Annotated in this window: 22 protein-coding genes and 1 tRNA gene; 14 read left to right on the top strand and 9 right to left on the bottom strand. The window is 67.9% G+C overall.

Annotated elements, in window-relative coordinates:
* Positions 1–57: 57 nt before the first annotated feature.
* The 4 genes from panC to pcnB are packed head-to-tail and all read right to left on the bottom strand — an operon-like array spanning position 58 to position 3,654.
* The gene (panC, locus tag FHW84_RS08635; protein WP_167254419.1) at positions 58–903 is read right to left on the bottom strand and encodes a pantoate--beta-alanine ligase; all 846 of its coding nucleotides are present in this window, start codon (positions 901–903) and stop codon (positions 58–60) included.
* 9 nt (positions 904–912) lie between these two features.
* The gene (gene panB, locus FHW84_RS08630; protein ID WP_167254417.1) at positions 913–1,743 is read right to left on the bottom strand and encodes a 3-methyl-2-oxobutanoate hydroxymethyltransferase; all 831 of its coding nucleotides are present in this window, start codon (positions 1,741–1,743) and stop codon (positions 913–915) included.
* A gap of 55 nt (positions 1,744–1,798) precedes the next feature.
* A complete protein-coding gene (gene folK / locus FHW84_RS08625; RefSeq protein WP_167254415.1) occupies positions 1,799–2,281 on the bottom strand; it encodes a 2-amino-4-hydroxy-6-hydroxymethyldihydropteridine diphosphokinase in 483 nt (160 codons plus the stop codon).
* Positions 2,278–3,654: a polynucleotide adenylyltransferase PcnB gene (gene pcnB / locus FHW84_RS08620; protein WP_167254413.1), complete on the bottom strand. Its 1,377-nt coding sequence runs from the start codon at positions 3,652–3,654 to the stop codon at positions 2,278–2,280. Before pcnB ends, folK begins: the two co-directional genes overlap by 4 nt.
* Before the next feature lie 165 nt (positions 3,655–3,819).
* Between pcnB and FHW84_RS08615 the strand changes: the two genes are divergently transcribed.
* Together FHW84_RS08615 and fdxA are read left to right on the top strand one after the other, a co-directional pair.
* A tRNA-Glu gene (locus tag FHW84_RS08615) sits at positions 3,820–3,895 on the top strand.
* 47 nt (positions 3,896–3,942) lie between these two features.
* Positions 3,943–4,266 (top strand): ferredoxin FdxA, encoded by a 324-nt coding sequence (gene fdxA / locus FHW84_RS08610; RefSeq protein ID WP_167254411.1) that lies wholly within the window; start codon positions 3,943–3,945, stop codon positions 4,264–4,266.
* A 97-nt stretch (positions 4,267–4,363) separates the two neighbouring features.
* Here fdxA and FHW84_RS08605 read toward each other — a convergent pair whose 3' ends face one another.
* Complete coding sequence (locus tag FHW84_RS08605) at positions 4,364–4,960, bottom strand: hypothetical protein (RefSeq protein WP_167254409.1); 597 nt, start codon at positions 4,958–4,960, stop codon at positions 4,364–4,366.
* Between the two features lie 34 nt (positions 4,961–4,994).
* Entirely contained in the window at positions 4,995–5,888 is an 894-nt protein-coding gene (gene dapA / locus FHW84_RS08600) for a 4-hydroxy-tetrahydrodipicolinate synthase (RefSeq protein WP_167254407.1), read from the bottom strand.
* 125 nt (positions 5,889–6,013) lie between these two features.
* Here dapA and FHW84_RS08595 point away from each other — a divergent pair, with 125 nt between their 5' ends.
* From FHW84_RS08595 to FHW84_RS08560, 8 genes are all read left to right on the top strand, one after another.
* Positions 6,014–6,568 (top strand): glycine cleavage system protein R, encoded by a 555-nt coding sequence (locus FHW84_RS08595; protein WP_243868001.1) that lies wholly within the window; start codon positions 6,014–6,016, stop codon positions 6,566–6,568.
* 297 nt (positions 6,569–6,865) lie between these two features.
* Positions 6,866–7,327: a peroxiredoxin gene (locus tag FHW84_RS08590; protein WP_167254405.1), complete on the top strand. Its 462-nt coding sequence runs from the start codon at positions 6,866–6,868 to the stop codon at positions 7,325–7,327.
* A gap of 145 nt (positions 7,328–7,472) precedes the next feature.
* Positions 7,473–8,852: a PhoH family protein gene (locus tag FHW84_RS08585; RefSeq protein ID WP_167254403.1), complete on the top strand. Its 1,380-nt coding sequence runs from the start codon at positions 7,473–7,475 to the stop codon at positions 8,850–8,852.
* 66 nt (positions 8,853–8,918) lie between these two features.
* Positions 8,919–9,212, top strand: coding sequence for a GIY-YIG nuclease family protein (locus FHW84_RS08580; protein WP_167254401.1), 294 nt, complete (start codon positions 8,919–8,921; stop codon positions 9,210–9,212).
* A 39-nt stretch (positions 9,213–9,251) separates the two neighbouring features.
* Positions 9,252–10,037 carry a bifunctional hydroxymethylpyrimidine kinase/phosphomethylpyrimidine kinase gene (gene thiD / locus FHW84_RS08575; protein ID WP_167254399.1) on the top strand — a complete coding sequence of 262 codons (786 nt, stop codon included), beginning with the start codon at positions 9,252–9,254 and terminating at the stop codon, positions 10,035–10,037.
* A gap of 85 nt (positions 10,038–10,122) precedes the next feature.
* Positions 10,123–11,049 (top strand): aspartyl/asparaginyl beta-hydroxylase domain-containing protein, encoded by a 927-nt coding sequence (locus FHW84_RS08570; RefSeq protein WP_279589716.1) that lies wholly within the window; start codon positions 10,123–10,125, stop codon positions 11,047–11,049.
* 62 nt (positions 11,050–11,111) lie between these two features.
* The gene (sigJ, locus tag FHW84_RS08565) at positions 11,112–12,011 is read left to right on the top strand and encodes an RNA polymerase sigma factor SigJ (RefSeq protein WP_167254397.1); all 900 of its coding nucleotides are present in this window, start codon (positions 11,112–11,114) and stop codon (positions 12,009–12,011) included.
* 40 nt (positions 12,012–12,051) lie between these two features.
* Positions 12,052–12,510, top strand: a complete 459-nt coding sequence (locus FHW84_RS08560) for a carboxymuconolactone decarboxylase family protein (protein ID WP_167254395.1) — start codon at positions 12,052–12,054, stop codon at positions 12,508–12,510.
* A 190-nt stretch (positions 12,511–12,700) separates the two neighbouring features.
* On the opposite strand, the gene FHW84_RS08555 is transcribed toward FHW84_RS08560, so the two are convergent.
* The 3 genes from FHW84_RS08555 to grxC form a co-directional block, all read right to left on the bottom strand.
* A complete protein-coding gene (locus FHW84_RS08555; protein WP_167254393.1) occupies positions 12,701–13,717 on the bottom strand; it encodes an isocitrate dehydrogenase in 1,017 nt (338 codons plus the stop codon).
* 210 nt (positions 13,718–13,927) lie between these two features.
* Entirely contained in the window at positions 13,928–14,338 is a 411-nt protein-coding gene (locus FHW84_RS08550; protein ID WP_167254391.1) for a carboxymuconolactone decarboxylase family protein, read from the bottom strand.
* Positions 14,335–14,598, bottom strand: coding sequence for a glutaredoxin 3 (grxC, locus tag FHW84_RS08545; RefSeq protein ID WP_167254389.1), 264 nt, complete (start codon positions 14,596–14,598; stop codon positions 14,335–14,337). Before grxC ends, FHW84_RS08550 begins: the two co-directional genes overlap by 4 nt.
* A 125-nt stretch (positions 14,599–14,723) precedes the next feature.
* Between grxC and FHW84_RS08540 the strand changes: the two genes are divergently transcribed.
* The 4 genes from FHW84_RS08540 to ppk1 all read left to right on the top strand — a co-directional run bounded on the left by FHW84_RS08540 (position 14,724) and on the right by ppk1 (position 20,968).
* A complete protein-coding gene (locus FHW84_RS08540) occupies positions 14,724–16,412 on the top strand; it encodes a M48 family metalloprotease (protein ID WP_167254387.1) in 1,689 nt (562 codons plus the stop codon).
* 130 nt (positions 16,413–16,542) lie between these two features.
* Positions 16,543–17,232, top strand: coding sequence for a phosphate regulon transcriptional regulator PhoB (gene phoB, locus FHW84_RS08535; RefSeq protein ID WP_026636248.1), 690 nt, complete (start codon positions 16,543–16,545; stop codon positions 17,230–17,232).
* Between the two features lie 267 nt (positions 17,233–17,499).
* Positions 17,500–18,591, top strand: coding sequence for a phosphate regulon sensor histidine kinase PhoR (phoR, locus tag FHW84_RS08530; protein ID WP_243868042.1), 1,092 nt, complete (start codon positions 17,500–17,502; stop codon positions 18,589–18,591).
* Between the two features lie 247 nt (positions 18,592–18,838).
* A complete protein-coding gene (ppk1, locus tag FHW84_RS08525; RefSeq protein ID WP_167254746.1) occupies positions 18,839–20,968 on the top strand; it encodes a polyphosphate kinase 1 in 2,130 nt (709 codons plus the stop codon).
* Positions 20,969–20,981: the final 13 nt, after the last annotated feature.

Raw genomic sequence — 20,981 nt, 5'->3', positions numbered from 1 at the left:
TCGATGGGCGGGCCGTCCGGCCGCAACGAGGCCGGATGCCGCGCTATGTGGGGTGCCTCAGTCGAAAGGCAAGTTGTCGATCAGGCGGGTCTTGCCCAGGCGGGCGGCGATCAGCGCCACCAGGCCTTCGCGCTCGCCTTCGGCCGGCTCGGACAGGTCCTCGGCCCGGCGGATCGCGGCGTAGTCCGGATCGAAGCCGCCGCGGGCCAGCTTGGAGGCCGCGGCCTGCTCCACCACCTTGATGGCGTGGCCTTTTTCGACCAGCTCGCGCATCTGCTGCAGGGTGGCGTAGATCTGCGGGGCCAGCTCGCGCTCGTCGCGCGACAGGTACTGGTTGCGCGAGCTCAGCGCCAGGCCGTCGTCGGCGCGCAGGGTGGGCGCGCCCATCACCTTCACCGGCAGGGCCAGGTCGCGCACCATGCGCTCGATCACCTTCAGCTGCTGGAAGTCCTTCTGGCCGAACACGGCCACGTCCGGCTGCACCAGGTTGAACAGCTTGCACACCACGGTGGCCACGCCGTCGAAATGGCCGGGACGGTGCGCACCTTCGAGCGTGTCGGTGATGGCCGGCACATGCACGCTCACGCTGCTGGCCGGGCCGAACGGATACATGGTGGCCACGTCGGGCGCGAACACCAGGTCGCAGTGCTGCTCGGCCAGGCCGGCCTGGTCCTGGCTCAGCGTGCGCGGATAGCGGTCGAAATCCTCGTTCGGGCCGAACTGGGTCGGGTTGACGAACACGCTCGCCACCACGCGGTCGGTGCGCGCGCGCGCCAGCTTGATCAGCGAGTGGTGGCCGGCATGGAGGTTGCCCATGGTCGGCACGAATCCCACGGTCTGGCCCTGGGAGCGCCAGCCGCGGATCACGGCACGCAAGGCCGCGGCGTCTTGCACAGTCTGCATGGGTGTGTCTCAGCTGAAACAGTGTTCGGGTGCGGGAAAGGCGCCGCTGCGCACGTCTTCCGCATACGCGGCGAGCGCAGCCGCCACAGAATCGCGTCCGGCCAGGAAATCCTTGCTGAACTTGGGGCGCTTGCCCGGCGTGATGCCCAGCATGTCCTGCAGCACCAGCACCTGGCCGTCGCAATGCGGGCCCGCGCCGATGCCGATCACGGGAATGCCGACGGCCTTGGTGACGCGCTCGCCCAGCGAGGTCGGCACGCCTTCCAGCACCAGCAGATCCGCGCCGGCCTGCTCCACCGCCTTGGCCTCGGCCACCACGCGGTCGGCGGCTTCCTGCTCGCGGCCCTGGATGCGGAATCCGCCGAACTTGTGCACCGACTGCGGCGTGAGGCCCAGGTGCGCGCACACCGGAATGGCGCGCGTGGCCAGCGCATGGATGCCGTCGAGGATATGCGGCGCCGCGCCTTCGATCTTCACCATCGCCGCGCCGCCTTCGCCGACCAGGCGCGCGCCAGCGTCGAGCAGATGCGGCACGTCGCGGTCGCTCATGAACGGCAGGTCGCTCACCAGCAAGGTGGCGGACAGGCCGCGCGCCACGGCGGCGGTGTGGTAGACCATGTGATCGAGCGTCACCGGCAGCGTGCTCGCATGCCCCTGCACCACCATGCCGAGCGAATCGCCGACCAGGGCGACGTCGATGCCGGCGGTTTCCAGCTGCCAGGCGAAGCTGTAGTCGTAGGCGGTGAGCACCACGATCGGCTTGCCTTCCGCCTTCATGGCCCGCAGGCCGGGCACCGTCACGGGCTTGCGGGCGGGAGCACTGGCATTCTGGACGTACACGGCAACGCCTTCAGGTGGGTAAGAAGCGGATTATCCGCCGCATTGCACAAAAGGCTCAAGGCAGCACTTCACAGCCGCTGCGATCGAGCGCGGCGAGCAGCGCGCCCACCTTGCCCTGCCCCGGCAGCTCCAGTTCCGGCGCCAGGTCCGCCAGCGGCAGCAGCACGAAGGCGCGTTCGGCGATGCGCGGGTGCGGCAGGGTCAGGCGTTCGCCGTCGCGGCGCACGCCGTCCATGTGCAGCAGGTCCAGGTCCAGCGTGCGCGGTCCCCAGCGCTCGCCCTCGCGGACGCGGCCGGCGGCGCGCTCGATCGCCAGCAGGGCGTCCAGCAGCTCGTCCGCACTCAGCCCGGTATCCAGCTGCACGGCGGCGTTGAAGAACGGCGGCTGCTCCAGCATGCCCCACGGCGGCGTGCGGTACAGGCGCGAACGCGCGGTCACCCGCGTCGAGGGCAACTGCGCCATCGCTTCGATGGCTTCGCTCAGGTAGCGCCGGGAATCGCCCAGATTGCTGCCCAGCGCCACATAGGCGGTGCTCACGCCGCGCCCGATTTGCCGCCGGATTTGCCACCCGGCTTGCGGCGCCGCCGCTTGCGCGGCTTGCTCGCCGGCGCGGGCTCGGCATCGCCCGCCGACGGCACGTCGGCGCCGGTGCCGGACAGCGCGGCGGCCAGCGTCTCGTGCGACAGCTGCTGGGCATGCGCCCACCACTGGCCCAGCTGGTCGATCGCCTGGGATTCGGTGGCGCGCAGCAGCAGGAAGTCGAACGCGGCGCGGAAGCGCGGATGCGCCATCAGGCGGAACACGCGCTTGCGCTGCACCTGCTCGAAGCGCGGCTGCAGCGCCCAGATCTCTTCCATGGTGATGGTGAAGCGGCGCGGGATGGCCACGCGCTGGCACTGCTCCGACACCACGTGCGCCACCGCGCGGCCCCAGGCCGTGGCGCTTTCCACGCCCTTGACGATCCACGCATGCGCCAGGTCGCGCACCTCGCCCCACAGCAGCACGGCGAACAGAAAGGCCGGCGTCACCGACTTGCCTTCGGCCACGCGCGCATCGGTGCTGCCGAGGCCTTCCTCGATCAGCTTGCGCAGGGCCTCGTCACCGCGCTTGAGCGAGCGCGCGGTGGCCGGGAACATGAACTTCAGCAGGCCGCTCTTCTCCAGCATGCGGAAGCTCTTCAGGCCATGGCCGCTCAGGAACAGCTTGAGCGATTCGTCGAACAGGCGCGCCGGCGAGGCATCCAGCAGCAGCGGGCCGAGTTCCTCGAACGGCGCGGCGGCCGCGGCGTCGATGCGGAAGTTGAGCTTGGCCGCCAGGCGCACCGCGCGCAGCATGCGCACCGGGTCCTCGCGGTAGCGCGTGACCGGGTCGCCGATCAGGTGCAGCACGCGGTTCTCCACGTCCTGCATGCCGCCGACGTAGTCGCGCACGGAGAAGTCGCTGATGTCGTAGTACAGCGCGTTGACGCGGAAGTCGCGGCGCAGCGCGTCTTCCTCGATGCTGCCCCATACGTTGTCGCGCACGATGCGGCCGTCGACGATGTGGCGGTCGCCGCCGCCTTCGTTGCCGTCGTCCTCGCCGGTGCCGCGGAAGGTGGCCACCTCGATGATCTCCGGCCCGTACACCACGTGGGCGAGGCGGAAACGGCGGCCGATCAGGCGGCAGTTGCGGAACAGCTTCTTGACGTCTTCCGGCGTGGCGTTGGTGGCCACGTCGAAGTCCTTGGGATGGCCGCCGAGCAGGAGGTCGCGCACGGCGCCTCCGACCAGGAAGGCGTCGTAGCCGGCTTCATGGAGGCGGTACAGCACGCGCAGCGCGGCCTTGCTGATGTTCTTGCGCGATATCACGTGCTGCTCGCGCGGAATGATGCGCAGCGATGGCGTGGCCTCGTTCCTTGCTTTCAAGTTCAAGCGGTTTGAATCCTTGCAGCGAAAGGGTTGCCGCATGGCCTTGGGCCTAGGCTGGCGCCGGGTCGGAACCCGTGGCTGCGCATGGCTTCGGGCATGAGACAGCTGTCACGGAGGGCATTGCCGGCCGCAACAATTTCGCTATACTAGCGCGCTCCGGTGCTTTTCGCTCCCTTCGTCTAGTGGCCTAGGACACCGCCCTCTCAAGGCGGGAACACGAGTTCGAACCTCGTAGGGAGCGCCACTTCCGGGCCGCACAGGCCCATCCGGCATACACAGGCCCGCGATCGCATGACCTTTGTCGTCACCGACAACTGCATCAAGTGCAAGTACACCGACTGCGTCGAAGTCTGCCCTGTCGATGCCTTCCACGAAGGCCCGAATTTCCTGGTGATCGATCCGGACGAGTGCATCGACTGCACCTTGTGCGAGCCGGAATGCCCGATCAACGCCATCTATCCGGAAGACGACGTGCCCGCCGGGCAGGAGTCCTTCGTGGCGCTCAACGCAGAACTGGCCAAGGCCTGGCCGGTGATCACCGAGCGCAAGGACGGCCTGCCGGACGCCAAGGAATGGGAAAACAAGCCGGGCAAGCTGGACCAACTGCAGCGCTGATTTTCCGACTGTTCCGAATCTTTTCTTCGGACTTCGCCCTATAAAAAAGCCGCCCGATGGGCGGCTTTTTCGTTCAATGAGCAACCGGGGCGCGGAATCAATTACCGCCCAGGCGCGACTTCAGCGTATCCACCACCTTGGCCACGGCGGCGGCATCGCCCTGCGCGCGCACTTCGCTGGCGCTCTGGCCGCTGGGGCCGATCACCACCTGCACCTGGTGCGGCGCGGCGCCCGGCGCGGGGGCGGAGGCGTCCTTCTTGCCGCCGCCGAACATGCGGCGGAAGAAGCCCGGCTTGCTGCCCTGCGTGGCCGAGGCCACCACGCTCAGCGTGTAGGCATGGCCGGCGTCGTCGTGGCTCAGCACCTGGCCGATGTCGCCCTGCTCCAGCGCCTGGCCGACGCGGCGGTAGGCGTTGTCGACCGTGTCGGTGAGCACGAAGCCGTCGGCGATCACGCCGCCGCCCTTGCCCACGCGCGCCGTGGCGCCGTTGGAGGTGGGGTTGTTGGCGCCCTGCTCCGGGATCACCAGGGCGGCGCTGGTCGACGGCGTATCCAGGCCCGGCGGGATCTCCAGCGGCGTTTCCTGCTTGGCGGCCTCCCAGGCCTTCTCCGAGCGGAACATGCCGCAACCGGAAAGCAGCAAGGCGGACAGGGCGAGGGCCGGCATGGCGAGGAGGAGCGGGGATTTCTTCATTGAATTGGAGTTCCGTTGAGAGATCGGGCGGCCGTCAGGCCGCGTTTGCCAAGGATGCCAGAGCCGCCAGCGCTTCGGCGATGCGCGCCCGTTCCGGCCCTTCCTGCAGTTCGACCAGGGGCAGGCGCGGCACCGCCGAACCCAGCCCCAGCGCCGGCAGGCCGGCCTTCACGGCGATCGGGTTGGGAGCGCAGTTCAACGCCTGAACCAGCGCGGCGAGGACATCGTCGCAGCGCGCGGTGGCGGCCGCGTCGCCCGCGGCCGCCGCGTCGCACAGCGCGCGGAAGGCCTTGGGCGCCAGGTTGGCCACCACCGAGATGGTGCCGGCCGCGCCGGCCAGCATGGCCTTGCCGGCGGTGGGGTCGTCACCGGACAGGTAGACGAAATCGGCGCGCGCAAGTTCCGCCAGGGCGTGGATGCGCTCGTCGCTGCCCACCGCTTCCTTGATGCCGACGATGGCCGGATGGTCGCGCAGCGCGGCCACCGTCTCCGGCAGCAGGTCGCAGCCGGTGCGGCCGGGCACGTTGTAGAGGATCACCGGCAGCCCGCCCTGCTCGGCCACCGCGAGGAAATGCCGGCGCAGGCCTTCCTGCGTGGGGCGCACGTAGAACGGCGCCACCACCAGCGCGACGTCCGCGCCCAGTTCGCGCGCGCGGCGGGTCAGCGCCACGGTCCTGGCCGTACCTGCCTCGCCGGTGCCGGCGAGCACCGGGATGCGTCCGGCCACGCGTTTCACCGCGAAGGCCAGCAGGGTTTCGTATTCGTCGTGCTCGAGCATGTGGGCTTCGCCGGTGGAACCGGCCACCACCACGGCCTGCGTCCCGCCGGCGATCTGGTAGTCCAGCAGCCGCCCGAAGGCGTCCAGATCCAGCGCGCCGTCCGACGTGAACGGGGTCGCCAGGGCGCAGATGCTTCCACGAATCTTCAAGACATACTCCGGCCAGAAGCCAAGCCCTGCATGTTACTTGCGACCTCGGAGGGGCGACAAGTAAGCTCGCCGGGCCTTGCGCCGCCGTCCCGCGCTGCGCGGGTCCACGCTACAGGCCGACCTCCTTGAACCGTTCCTCGCGTACCGGCAACGACCACCAGCTGCTGATCCAGGCCCTGACCCCGTCGCCGCGCACTCCCCTGCTGAACCTGGCCCGCCGCATCGCCGATGCCGGCTGCAATCTGGCCGACGCGCGCGTGTCGACCATCGGCGTGGACACCTCGCTGACCCTGCTGGCCACCGGCTCCTGGGACGCGGTGGCGAAGCTGGAGTCCGCCCTGGCCAAGTTCGCGCGCGAAGAAGACGTGCACCTGATGCACTACCGCACCGACGGCCGCAGCCAGGCCTCGCGCCTGCTGCCCTACCTGGTGGAAGTGATCTCGGCCGACCGTCCCGGCATCCTGGTACGCATCATCGATTTCTTCGACCGCCACGGTATCGCGGTGGAACAGCTGCACTCGATGCGCTACCAGGCCATGCAGACCGGCGCGGCGATGTTCCAGGCGCAGATCACCGTGGGCATTCCCGCCGACACGCACATCGCCGCCTTGCGCGACGACTTCCTGGAGTTCTGCGACGGCCTCAACCTGGATGCCATCATGGATCCGGTCAAGTTCTAAGCGCCTGGATTCCAGAGCGGGGCCGCCAAAAACTTCTTCCGGGCCCCAGCGCGAGGGAAAGCCAGCATGCCCCCGCCACGCCGCGGTTGGCAAGGGCTGTCATCCGCCGCCGCAGGCGCGCTAGTCTTGGCCCCGAAGAGGCAATACCGGAGGGCCGGCGCGCATGCAGTACGCAGATCGAGCGAGCACCATCGCACGACGCGCCGCCTTCCCCTCCGTGCCGGCCACCGGCCGCCAGCCTCACTCCCCCACTAAAACCACAAGACGAAGCCAGGTGCTGGCTTCGCAGGAGCAGTCATGCCAGACCTCGGCAAAAAAGCCCCCAAGCTCAAAGGCCCGCTCGGCGACGGCGGCGAGCTGAAACTCGACAGCCTCAAGGGCCAATGGGTGGTGGTGTACTTCTATCCCAAGGACAGCACGCCGGGCTGCACCAACGAAGCCAAGGACTTCCGCGATCTCTACCCGAAGTTCCGCAAGCGCAACGCCGAGGTGATCGGCGTCTCGCGCGACTCGGTGAAGTCGCACGCCAACTTCGCCGCCAAGCAGGAGCTGCCGTTCCCGCTGGTTTCCGACCCCGAGGAAACCTGGTGCCAGGCCTTCGACGTGATCCACGAGAAGGTGCTGTACGGAAAACGTCACATGGGTGTCGTACGAAGTAGCTTCCTGATCGATCCCGAAGGCAGGCTGGTGCAGGAATGGCGCAACGTCAAAGTCCCAGGTCACGCTCAAGCCGTGCTCGACGCCATCCCCGCCAAGTGAACCCTTCCGACCTATCCGCTCCGTTCCGTCGGCGCTCACCGCGCAGGCGGCACGGACGCGCATGTTCCGGCCCGCGGGGCCGGATTCCCACGGCATCCCGCATGCCGCGTTTTCTCAACCAGCACGCCAGCGAGGCAACTTCCGTATGACCGGAAGCAAGCGCATTTACGCTCTCGATACCAATGTTCTGCTGCACGATCCCACGTCGCTGTTCCGCTTCGAGGAGCACGACGTGTTCATCCCCATGACGGTGCTGGAGGAGCTGGACGAAAAGAAGAAAGGCGGCTCGGAAGTCTCGCGCAACGGCCGCCAGGTCAGCCGCTTCCTCAACGAGCTGATCGAGCGCGGCAATGGCCACGGCATCAGCAACGGGCTGGAATTGAGCAGCCCGCAGGGCATCAAGCTCAAACGCAACAACACGGTGGGCCGGCTGTATTTCCAGCAGCGCGCCACCAACGGCCACGGCAAGGCCGACAACCTGATCCTGGCCGCGGTGATCGAGCTGCGCGACCAGAATCCCGACCGCGCGGTGATCCTGGTCAGCAAGGACATCAACCTGCGCATCAAGGCCAAGATCTACGGCATCGATGCGGAGGACTACGAGAACGACCGCGCGCTCGACGACTTCGCCCTGCTCTACACCGGTTCCACCGAACTGACCGAGGACTTCTGGGACCGCCACCCCGAAGTGCAGTCGTGGAACGAGCGCGGCCGCACCTTCTACAAGGTCAAGCGCCGCGACGACGAGGACTGGCATCCGAACCAGTGCCTGTTCCTGCCCGGCGACAACAGCGTCGAGCTGCGCGTGCTGCACGTCGACGAGGAAGAAGCCACCCTGGTGCTGCTGGACGACCACAGCCATGCCAACCATGCCGTATGGGGCATCGCGGCGCGCAACCGCGAGCAGAACTTCGCGCTCAACGTGCTGATGGATCCGGACGTCGACTTCGTCACCCTGCTCGGCACCGCCGGCACCGGCAAGACCTTGCTCGCGCTGGCCGCCGGCCTGGCCCAGGTGATGGACCAGCAGCGCTACCGCGAGATCATCATGACCCGCGCCACGGTCTCGGTCGGCGAGGACATCGGCTTCCTGCCCGGCACCGAGGAAGAAAAGATGACGCCGTGGATGGGCGCGCTCACCGACAACCTCGAAGTGCTCGCCAACCCCGAGGAAGGCGGCAGCTGGGGCCGCCAGGCCACCAACGACCTGCTCGCCTCGCGCATCAAGATCCGCTCGCTGAACTTCATGCGCGGCCGCACCTTCCTGTCGCGCTACCTGATCATCGACGAGGCGCAGAACCTCACGCCGAAGCAGATGAAAACCCTGATCACCCGCGCCGGCCCCGGCACCAAGATCGTCTGCCTGGGCAACGTGGAGCAGATCGACACGCCCTACCTCACCGAAACGACCTCCGGCCTGACTTACGCGGTGGATCGCTTCAAGGGATGGGAACATTCGGCGCATATCACCTTGCGGCGCGGCGAGCGTTCGCGGCTGGCGGATTTCGCCTCGGAGGCTTTGTAGAATTAGAGCAACCTCACCCCTTCACCGTCATTCCGGCGTAGGCCGGAATCCAGTAGCGACCACGCCATGGACAGGCGACAACCCTGCGTCTACATGCTCTCCAGCGGACACAACGGCACCCTCTACACAGGCGTGACCAGCGACCTCCTGAAGCGCGTATGGCAGCATAAACATGGCGTGGTCGATGGTTTCTCCAGGCAATACGACGTCCATGATCTCGTGTGGTACGAACTGCACGAGACCATGGAGTCGGCCATCCTCCGCGAGAAAGCCCTGAAGAACTGGAAGCGGCAGTGGAAGATTCGCCTTATCGAAGGCGAAAACCCTGAATGGAACGACCTTTACCCAGCGTTGCTGTAACTGGATTCCGGCCTGCGCCGGAATGACGAGCAAAAAAACGTGTCGACGAATCCCCCCTCCATCGCCCTCACCATCGCCGGCTCCGACTCCGGCGGCGGCGCCGGCATCCAGGCCGACCTCAAGGCCTTCCATGCGCGCGGCGTGCACGGCCTTTCCGCCATCGCTGCCATCACCTCGCAGAACACGCGCGGGGTCAGCGCCGTGCATCCGGTGCCGCTGGCGCATATCCGCAGCCAGCTCGATGCGGTGTTCGACGACTTCGCCATCGGCGCGGTGAAGACCGGCATGCTCGGCAACGCCGCGATCGTGCGGCTGGTGGCGCGCGAATTGCGCCGACGCCAGCCCGCATGGCTGGTGGTGGATCCGGTGATGATCGCCACCAGCGGTGCGCGCCTGCTGACGGAAGACGCGGTGCAGGCCGTGGTGCGCGAGCTGATCCCGCTGGCCGACGTGCTCACGCCCAATCTGCCGGAAGCCGAAGCCCTGCTCGGCTACTCCATCCGCAACGCCCGCGACTACGACCGCGCCGGCGGCGACCTGCGCGCGCTGGGCGCGCAGGCCGTGCTGCTCAAGGGCGGCCACGCCCGCGGCGGCGAGGTGGTGGACCGTTTCTACGACGCCGCCGGCGTGATGGAACTGCGCCACCCGCGCCTGCGCGTGGAAGGCCACGGCACCGGCTGCACGCTGGCCTCCGCGGTCGCCGCGGAGCTGGCCAAGGGGCGCACGCCGCGCGCCGCGGTGCGCCAGGCGGTGGCCTATGTGCAGCGGGCGCTGGCCCAGGGCTACCGCCCCGGCAAGGGCGCGGTGCGGGTGCTGCGGCACTGAGCCTCAAGGCGGCGGCAGGCTTGGGAGTAGAATGGCGGCTGGTCTTTCCGCCTTCGCCGCCCACGACATGATCCTCGCTCCGCGCCTGATCCTGCTGCTCATCTTCGCCGTGTTCGCGCTGTGCGTGCTCGCGGTGCATCTGCGCGGCCGCTCGCGCCTGCGCTTCGACCGGCAGCTGGTCGACCATTCGGCGATCTTCGCGCCGTACAACCTGCTGATGTACACCTTCTCGGCGGTGCCGGCGCGGCCGATCCTGGACCGCCGCGGCTTCCCCCAGCTGGACCTGCTGCAGGCGAACTGGCAGGTCATCCGCGAAGAAGCCATGCACCTGTTCGACGAGGGCTTCATCCGCGCCGCGGAAAAGCACAACGACGCCAGCTTCAACAGCTTCTTCAAGCAGGGCTGGAAGCGTTTTTACCTGAAGTGGTACGGCGAGCCGCTGGCCTCGGCCGAGGCGCTGTGCCCGGAGACGGTGAAGCTGCTCAACGCCATTCCCAGCGTGAAGGCGGCGATGTTCGCCCTGCTGCCGCCGGGCAGCAAGCTCAATCCGCACCGCGATCCGTTCGCCGGTTCGCTGCGCTATCACCTGGGTCTCATCACGCCCAACTCCGAGGACTGCCGCATCTTCGTCGACGGCGAGATCCACGCCTGGGGCGACGGCAAGGACGTGGTGTTCGACGAAACCTACGTGCACTGGGCCGAGAACCGCACCGACCAGACCCGCGTGATCCTGTTCGCCGACGTCGAGCGCCCGCTGCGCACGCGCCTGATGACCGCGGTCAACCGCCGCGTCGGCGCCTTCATGGGCAAGATCACCGCCTCGCCCAATACCGAATCGCCGGAGGAGAAGACCGGCTTCGTCAATCGCATGTTCGCGCTCAACCAGCGCTCGCGCGAACGCAGCCGGGCCTTCAAGAAGCGCAGCCCCCGGCTGTTCCGGGTGCTGAAATACATCGGCATCGTGCTGATGATCTGGCTGGTATTCCTGGCGCCGTATCCGTTCTTCCGCTGAGGCGGTCACGTTCCGCCCGCCTGGCGCGTCCTGGCCTTGTCATCCACGCTCAGGAACCGCCAATGGACCCGCAGACCGCCTTGTTCCAGCAGCATCGCCAGCGCCTGTTCGGCCTGGCCTACCGCATGCTCGGCCGCCCGGCCGATGCCGAAGACGTGCTGCACGACGCCTGGCTGCGCTGGCACGAGCAGGACACCTCCACCCTGGACGACCCGGAAGCCTGGCTGGTCACCGTCACCACCCGCCTCGCCCTGGACCGCCTGCGCCGCGCCAAGACCGAGCGCGAGCACTACACCGGCCCCTGGCTGCCCGAGCCGCTGGAACCGATGGACGAAGCGCCATCGGAACAGCTCGAACGCGCCGAGACGCTGAGCCTTTCGTTCCTGCTGCTGCTCGAACGGCTCAGCCCCGAGGAACGCGCGGCGTTTCTGCTGAAGGAAGTGTTCGACTACAGCCACGCCGAGGCCGCCGCCATCCTGGGCATCGCCGAGGACGCCTGCCGCCAGCGCGTGCATCGCGCGAAGACGCGGCTGCGCGAAGGACGCCCGCGCTTCAACGTGGACCATTCGATGCAGCAGCGCATGCTGCAGCGCTTCCTCGCCGCGATGGACCGCCCGGATCTCGATTCGCTGCGCGCGCTGTTCGCTGAGGATGCCGTGCATATCTCCGACGGCGGCGGCGTGGTGCGCGCGGTGCTGCGTCCGCTGTACGGGCAGGATCGCGTGGCGCGGCTGTATCGCCAGATCGCGCTGCATTCCGGCGGCCCGGAAACGGTGCGCCAGCTGAGCCAGCTCAATGGCGCGCCGGCGTTGCTGATCTGGACCGGCGGCCGCCTCACCTCCGCGCTGTGGGTGGAGTGCGATGGCGAGCGGATCACCGCGATTCACTCGATCCGCCATCCGGAAAAACTCGCGCGGCTGGAAGCGGTCACGAAACGCGCGGCGTCTGCGTCCTTGCATTGAAGAGCGGCCATTGCGGCCGTTCCCTTTCAAGGAAACCGCCATGTCCCGCTTCAATATCGCCCATCACTTCAAGTCGCTGCAGCCGCTGTTCGTGCTGAGCAAGAACCTCAAGTCCGGCGGCCTGGAGCCGGCCATGATCGAACTGGTGCTGACCCGCGTTTCGCAGATCAACGGCTGCTGCTACTGCCTGGACATGCACACCAAGGACGCGCGCGCCGCCGGCGAAACCGAGCAGCGCCTGTACCTGCTGGCCGGCTGGCGCGAAGCGGCGTGCTACAGCGAACGCGAACGCGCGGCTCTGGCCTGGGCCGAGGCGCTGACCCGCCTGGTGCCCGGCGACTCGGTGCCGGACGCGCTGTACCAGCAGACCAGCCAGCTGTTCAATGAGAAGGAGCTGGTCGACCTGACCTTGCTGGTCACGCTGATCAACAGCTGGAACCGCATCAACCTGGCGGCGCATACGGCGGGCGGGGATTACCAGCCGGGGATGTTCGGCTGAGCAGGGCTCGTCATGCCGGCGCAGGCCGGAATCCAGTGGTGAAAGCGCCGCAATAGAAGCGGAAAACCACCCAGCGCTTTCGCGATAATCGTACGGCATCGTTACTGGATTCCGGCCTGCGCCGGAATGACGGCAGAAAAGAAAAAAGCCGCGGCGAACGCCGCGGCTTTTTCGTGAAACGGCGGAAAACTCAGGCCGCTTTGACGCGCTTGACGATGGCGTCGCCGAAGCTGTCGGTGTTGCCCTTGCCGCCCAGGTCCGGGGTGACGGCGTCGCGGTCGTTGGTCAGGGTGTCGCGGATGGCCGCGCGCACCTTGTTGCCCTTCTCCGCCATGCCCAGGTGGTCGAGCATGTCCGCCGCCGCCAGCAGCAGCGCGCAGGGGTTGGCGACGCCCTTGCCGGCGATGTCCGGCGCCGAGCCGTGCACGGCCTCGAAAATCGCCGCGCCCGCGCCGATGTTGTCGCCCGGGGCCAGGCCCAGGCCGCCGACCAGGCCGGCGCACAGGTCGGACAGGATGTCGCCGAACAAGTTGGTGGTGACGATCACGTCGAACTGCTCGGGTCTCATCACCAGCTGCATGCAGGTGTTGTCCACGATCATCTCGTTGAACTCGATGTCGGGATATTCCTTGGCCACTTCGCGGGCCACATTGAGGAACAGGCCCGAGCTGGTCTTCATGATGTTGGCCTTGTGCACGGCCGTGATCTTCTTGCGGCCCTTCTGGCGCGCCATCTCGAAGGCGTACTTGACGATGCGCGTGCTGCCCTTGCGGGTGTTGCGCACCATCGAGGTGGCGACCTCGCCGTCTTCGGACAGGGTCTGGCCTTCGGACAGGTAGGCGCCTTCGGTGTTCTCGCGCACCGTGATGATGTCGATGTTCTCGAAGCGCGCCTTGGTGCCCGGGAAGCTGATCGCCGGACGCACGTTGGCGTACAGGTCGAAGTGGCGGCGCAGGGTGACGTTGATCGAGGTGAAGCCGCCGCCGATCGGCGTGGTCAACGGGCCCTTCAGGGCGATCTTGTGCCTGGCGATGGCGTCCAGCGTGTCCTTGGGCAGCAGGTCGCCGTGCTTCTCCAGCGCCACCATGCCGGCGTCGACGAACTCGTAGGACAGGCCGCAGTCCAGGGCGTCGAGCACGCGCAGCGTCGCCTTCATGATCTCCGGGCCGATGCCGTCACCCGGGATTACGGCGATGGTCTTGCTCATGGGGGAACTCCTTGGAGGAAAGAAATCGGGCGGCGCGGCGGGGGAAGGCCGGCCGAAAAATCCTATGAATTATCCCCGATGCCGGCAGGAGCGGCCAGTGCGGGCGCCCGCCGCGGCGTTGCAAATCCTCGTACGGAGCATTTCGCAAACTCGCACGGACGAGCCCGGCGCGGGGCCGGGCCCGCGGGGCGGATCAGGCAGGCGGATGGATCAGGCGTGGTCGGCGCAGGCGTCGCCGGAGCCGGAGGCGCCGGCTTCGAGCTGATCCAGGAAGTCCACCGCGCGGCGCAGGTGAGGAATCACGATGGAACCGCCCACCACCAGGCCGACGCTGAAGGTCTCGAAGAATTCCTCGCGGCTGACCCCGGCTTCCTTGCACTGGGCCACGTGGTAGCTGATGCAGTCGTCGCAGCGCAGCACCATCGAGGCGACCAGGCCGAGCAGTTCCTTGGTTTTGACGTCCAGGGCGCCAGGCTTGTAGGTCTGCGTGTCCAGGGCGAAGAAGCGGCGCACGACCTGGTTGTCCTCGGCCAGGATGCGTTCGTTCATGCGCTGGCGGAACGCGGTGAACTCGGCCACGCGGTCCTTGCTCTTGTCCGCACCGTTGTCATGGGCGCTCATGCCGCGCTCCCCAGCAGCTGGGCCAGCTTGCCGCTGCGGTCGGCGGCGACCAGGTCGTCGAAGCCGCCGACGTGCTGGTCGTTGATGAAGATCTGCGGCACCGTGCGGCGGCCGCCGCTGCGCTGGAGCATTTCGTCGCGGCGCGCCGGATCGGTGTCGACCATCACCTCGGTCCACTCCAGTCCCTTGGATTTCAGCAGGTTCTTGGCGGATACGCAGTAGGGGCAGTAACCGGTCGAATAGACCTCGATCTTGGGCACGACGGACTCCGGAAAAGAAACGGCGATGGCGGCCTAACTGGGGGCCATGGCCCCTGAAAACAAGCCGCCTGAGACGGTGAACCGGACCCATGGGACGCGGTCACAAGTGCTATTGTCACCTACCTATGCGCATGGCACCACGTACCGTTACCACCCGTCTGGCGACCGCCCTGGCCTGCGCCCTGCTGAGCTTCGGCGCGGGCGCCCAGGACACCAATGTGCGCCTGCCGGACCTGGGCAGTTCCGCCAACGCCCTGGTCTCCCCGCAGGAGGCGCAGGAATACGGCGCCGCCATGCTGCGCCAGATGCGTTCGATGGACATGGTGGTCGACGACGCCCTGCTCGACGACTACATCAACGACCTCGGCTACCGCCTGGTCGCCGCCAGCGACAAGCCCAAGGACCACTTCTCCTTCTTCATCGTGAAGGAGGACGTGATCAACGCCTTCGCCGCCCCCGGCGGCTATATCGCGGTGAACTCGGGCCTGATCGACATCACCAACAGCGAAAGCGAACTGGCCGGCGTGATCGCGCACGAGATCGGCCACATCACGCAGAACCACCTGCAGCGCGCGTTCGAGTCCTCGAAAAAAGATGCGCCGCTGATGGCCCTGGTGCTGCTGGGCGCGATCGCCGCCGGCGCCGGCGCGCATGCCGGCGACGCCGCCGGCGCGGTGCTGATGGGCGGCCAGGGCCTGATGCTGCAGCGGCAGATCAACTTCACCCGCAAGGACGAGGTCGAGGCCGACCGCGCCGGCATCCAGACGCTGTCCAACGCCGGCTACGATCCCAACGCCATGGCCACCTTCTTCGAGCGCATGCAGGACACCCTGCGCGCCGGCGCGGGCGGCGACCGCGACGTGCCCGAACTGCTGCAGACCCACCCGGTGACGCTGTCGCGCATCAGCGACGCCAAGTCGCGCGCCGACGCCCTGGCCGCGCAGCAGAAGCTGCGTCCCACCGCGCCCACGCTCACCAAGACGCAGTGGGAAAAAAGCACTGCGCCGATCGCCTACGTGAAAGACCCGACCGTGCTGGCCGGCGCGCGCGGGCAGAAGGACGGCCTGGACACCTATGCGCTGATGCGCGAGCGCGTGCGCGTGCTGTCCGGCGACGCGCTGCCGCTCAGCACCTACTACGCGAACAACCTGGACAAGCACCAGGAATTCAACACGCCGGCCAACCACTACGGCTATGCGCTCGCGCTTACCCGCAGTGGCCGCGGCGCCAAGGCGGTGGAGGAACTGCAGCCGCTGCTGAAGAACCATCCGGACAACCAGATCGTGCAGCTGGCCATGGCCGACGCGAAACTGCAGTCCGGCCAGCGCGGCGAGGCGCTGGCGATGTATGCCGCGCTCAACGGGCAGTCGCCGCGCAACCGCGCCATCGCACTGGGCTATGCGCATGCGCTCACCGAAGGCGGCAGCCATGCGGATGCCGTGCAGGCCGCCGACATGCTGCGCCCGATGCTGGACAACGCCGACGAGCCCGAGCTCTACCGCAGCTACGCCCGCGCCAGCGAGAAAGCCGGCGAGGCGATCCGCGCGGGCGAGGCCTATGCCGACGCCAGCTATCTGTCCGGCCGCCCGTTCGACGCCATGGAACAGCTCAAGCGCCTGCTCAAGCGCCAGGACCTGGACTACTACGCCCGCGCCCGCATCCAGGCCCGCATCGCCGACCTCACTCCGCTGGTGATGGAGCTGCGCAAGCGCCGCGTGCAGACCGAGGACAACCCGGACGGCCGCACCCAGCAGCTGCAGCAGCAGCCGAACCAGGCCTGCGCCGGCCGCCTGTGCTTCAGCGCGGGGCGCTGAAAGCCCGCCGGCACCCCGCCGCCGGGGCCAAAAATCGACGATTTCGTTGCGTTCTCGTGAAATGTCATAGGGGCGTAACATTGAATCGTTGCAATATTTGCGTCACAGGCCCCCAAGCGGACCCCTACGCGTGCACAAGCGCATTCTTATCGTCGAAGACGAAGCTTCGATCCGCGACATGGTCGCCTTCGCCCTGCGCAAGGCCGGCATGGACGCAGTCCACGCCGCCGATGCCCGGGCTGCCCAGATCGCCATCGCCGAACAGGTCCCCGACCTGATCCTGCTCGACTGGATGCTTCCGGGCACCAGCGGCCTGGAACTGGCCCGGCGCCTGCGCAAGGAAGAACTGAGCCGGGAAGTCCCGATCATCATGCTCACCGCCCGCGGCGAGGAGATGGACCGGGTCAACGGCCTGGAAGCCGGCGTCGACGACTACGTGGTCAAGCCCTTCTCCACCCGCGAGCTGATCGCCCGCATCAAGGCGGTACTGCGCCGCAGCCAGGGCGACGACGGCTCGGGCATGGTGGAACTGGGCGGCCTGCGCATCGACGGCCCGGCCCACCGCGTGTTCGCCGGCGAGGACTCGGTGCCGATCGGCCCGACCGAATACCGCCTGCTGTACTTCTTCATGACCCATCCGGAACGCGTCTACTCGCGCGCGCAGCTGCTCGACCACGTGTGGGGCGGCAGCGTGTACGTGGAGGAGCGCACCGTCGACGTGCATATCCGCCGCCTGCGCAAGACGCTGGAGCCGTGGAAGCTGGACGAGATGGTGCAGACCGTGCGCGGCGCGGGCTACCGTTTCTCGGCCAGCGTCTAAGCGCCCGCGGGCGATTGCCGGGCCGGCGGCGGCTGTCGACAGCATTTGCCGATATGCTTGCCCGCCTTGTGGCGACCATGGCCCGACTGCATGCCTGAGCCGTTCGATCGTTCGTGGAAACTGCCGGCCGCCCTCGCGGCCGGCCTCGTGCTGGGCGGCCTGATCGGCGCCTGGGCGGGCGACCGCGCGGTGCTTGGCGTGGCGCTTGTCGCTATCGCGGAAACCGTCTTGCTGCTGACCCGAATCCGTCATGAAACACGGCACATCATGCCGCCGCCCCCCACCATCAGCCCCCTGCAGCATGACCGCTTCATGACGCGTTCCCGTCGCATTGCCTCCAGTTTGCGCGATCTGCGCAGCGCCGCCGGCAGCCTGCCGGATGCCGTCGTGCTGCTCGACAACGAGCAGCACGTGCGCTGGTTCAATCACGCCGCCGAAGACCTGCTCGGCCTGCGCCGCCCGCAGGACCGCGGCATCCACCTGCATGAGCGCCTGGGCACCACCGAGCTGGCCGGCTGGCTGCAGGACGGCGCGCACGAGCCGCTCAACGACGTGGTCGCGCCCGGCCATCCGAACCGGCACATCAATGTCACCCTGCTGCCGTTCGGCCGCCGCCAGCGCCTGTTGCTGGCGCGCGACATCAGCCACCTGACCCGGCTGGAGCAGATCCGCCGCGACTTCGTGGCCAATGTGTCGCACGAGCTGCGCACGCCGCTGACGGTGATCCACGGCTATCTGGAACTGATCGATCCGGAAGACGTGCCGGAACTGGCGCCGGTGCTCGGCGAGATGCGCGCGCAGTCCAAGCGCATGGGCCAGATCGTGGAAGACCTGCTCACCCTGTCGCGCCTGGAAACCCAGGACCACGTCACCGACGAACGCGTGCCGATGTCGCCGCTGCTGGCCACCGTGCGCAAGGAAGCCGAGGCGCTGAGCCAGGGCCGCCACCATATCGCGGTGGAAAACACCGCCGAGGCCGACCTGCTGGGTTCGTCCAAGGACCTGCACAGCGCGCTGTCCAACCTGGTCAGCAATGCCGTGCGCTACACCCCCACCGGCGGCAATATCACGATCCGCTGGAAGCGCACCCCGGAAGGCGCCACCTATTCAGTCAGCGACACCGGCTTCGGCATCCCCGCCGCGCACCTGGCCCGCCTGACCGAGCGCTTCTACCGCGTCTCCTCCAGCCGCTCGCGCGACAGCGGCGGCACCGGGCTGGGCCTGTCGATCGTCAAGCACGTACTGAACCTGCACCAGGCCAGGCTGGAGATCCAGAGCGAGCCGGGCCAGGGGTCGACGTTCTCGTGCTGCTTCGGGCATGAGCGGCTGTTGAAGCCGGGCGGCCCGGACGAGGCCTGAGGACTTACTCCCTCTCCCCTCCGGGGAGAGGGCTGGGGTGAGGGGTCGGGCGGAGCGGCCAAGCAGGAGCGGCAAGCGCGCCTCGCCCTGTCGATCTTCCACCGCAAGCCCCGGCCCCTCATCCGGCTGCCGCCACCTTCTCCCCGGAGGGGAGAAGGATTCGATTTGGCGAAGCCAGATGAATCCCACATCACACTACGCGGCACCGCCGCATGAGCTTGCGCCCCGCATCGGCCAGAATGCCGCGATGCGCCGTAAACCGTCCTCGTCGTCCCCCGTGATCGACCACACCATCGACCCCGCCGCCCCCGAGCTGTACCTCAGCCGCGAGCTGGCCGCGCTGGAATTCAATTTCCGCGTGCTGGCCCAGGCCCGCGACACCGCCGTGCCGCTGCTGGAGCGCCTGCGTTTCCTCAGCATCGTGGCCAATAACCTCGACGAGTTCTTCGAGGTGCGCGTGGCCATGCTCAAGCATCACCACAGCTTCGGCTCGGCCGCGCCGGGGCCGGACGGCATTCCCTCCGGCGAGCTGCTGGCGCGCATCCGCAAGCGCGTGCTGGACCTGGTCGACGCGCAGTACACCACCTGGCAGCACGAGCTCAAACCCGCGCTGGACGCCGAGGAGATCCATTTCCTCACCCGCGACCGCTGGAGCGAGCGCCAGCGCCGCTGGCTGCAGGGCTATTTCGAAAACGAAGTGCTGCCGGTGCTGTCGCCGCTGGGCCTGGACCCGGCGCATCCGTTCCCGCGCATCCTCAACAAGACGCTCAACCTCGCCGTGGTGCTGAAGGGCCGCGACGCCTTCGGCCGCGAAGGCCACATGGCCCTGGTGCGCGCGCCGCGCTCGCTGCCGCGGATCATCCGCCTGCCCAACGAGGTCTGCGGCGAGGGCGACCATTTCGTGTTCCTGGCCGAGCTGCTGCAGGGCTTCGTCGACCAGATGTTCCCCGGCTTCAAGGTGGCCGGCTCGTACCAGTTCCGCGTCACGCGCAACAGCGAGCTGATGGTCGAGGAAGCCGAGGTGGAGAACCTGGCGCGCGCGCTGAGCGAGGAGCTGCTCGGCCGCGGCTATGCCAAGCCGGTGCGGCTGGAGATCGGCGCGGATTGCCCGAAGGCGATCGTGTCGATGCTGATCGCCAACTTCGAGCTGGAAGAGAACGACGTCTACCGCTGCGACGGCCCGGTCAACATCATCCGCGCCGGCAGCGTGTACGACAGCCTGGACCGCCCCGCGCTGAAGTTCCCGCGCTTCACCCCGCAGCTGCCCAAGGCCTTCGACGCCAGCAAGTGCAAGTTCGAAGTGCTGCGCGAGCGCGACGTGCTGCTGCACCATCCGTACGAGTCCTTCATGACCGTGGTGGAACTGCTCGGCCAGGCCGCGCAGGACCCGAGCGTGCTGGCGATCAAGCAGACCCTGTACCGCGCCGGCGCCGACACGCCGCTGGTGGACCTGCTGGTGGAAGCGGCGCGCAACGGCAAGGACGTCACCGTGGTGATCGAGCTGCGCGCGCGCTTCGACGAGGAGGCCAACATCCGCCTCGCTACGCGCCTGCAGGAAGCCGGCGTGCAGGTGGTGTACGGCGTGGTGGGCTACAAGACCCACGCCAAGATGCTGCTGATCGTGCGCCGCGAAGGCGAGGTGCTGCGCCGCTACGTGCACCTGTCCACCGGCAACTATCACCAGGCCAACAGCCGCGCCTATACCGACATCGGCCTGATGACCGCGCAACCGGAGATCGGCGAGGACCTGCACAAGGTCTTCCAGCAGCTCTCCGGCTTAGGTCCCATGATCCAGCTCAAGCGCCTGCTGCATTCGCCGTTCACGCTGTACAAGAGCGTGGTGGCCAAGATCGAACGCGAAACCGCACATGCCCGGGCCGGCAAGCCGGCGCGTATCGTGGCCAAGCTCAATGCGCTGAACGAGGCGCATGTGATCGAGGCGCTGTACCGCGCCTCGCAGGCGGGGGTGGAGATCGACCTGATCGTGCGCGGCGCCTGCACCCTGCGGCCGGGGCTGGCGGGCGTATCCGAGCGTATCCGCGTGCGTTCCATCGTCGGCCGCTTCCTGGAGCACAGCCGGGTGTACTGGTTCGCCAACGACGGCGCGCCGGAAACCTATTGCGCCAGTGCGGACTGGATGGAGCGCAACCTGATGCGCCGCATCGAGGTGGCCTTCCCCATCCTCGAACCGGCGCTGGCCCAGCGCGTGTACGACGAAACCCTGGCCAACTATCTGGCGGACAACACCCAGGCCTGGCTGCTGGACAGCGAGGGCCGCTACACCCGCGCCGAGGCAGGCGACGCCGCGCCGCACAGCGCGCAGGAGTACCTGCTGAACAAGCTCAGCCCCACGGTGCCCAAGGCCGTCCGCGGCTGAGGTGCCGCGGACT

Origin of the sequence: Dyella sp. SG562 (genome assembly GCF_011759495.1) — a bacterium.
GTDB lineage: Bacteria > Pseudomonadota > Gammaproteobacteria > Xanthomonadales > Rhodanobacteraceae > Dyella_D > Dyella_D marensis.
This window is presented reverse-complemented; position numbering and strand designations above follow the sequence as displayed.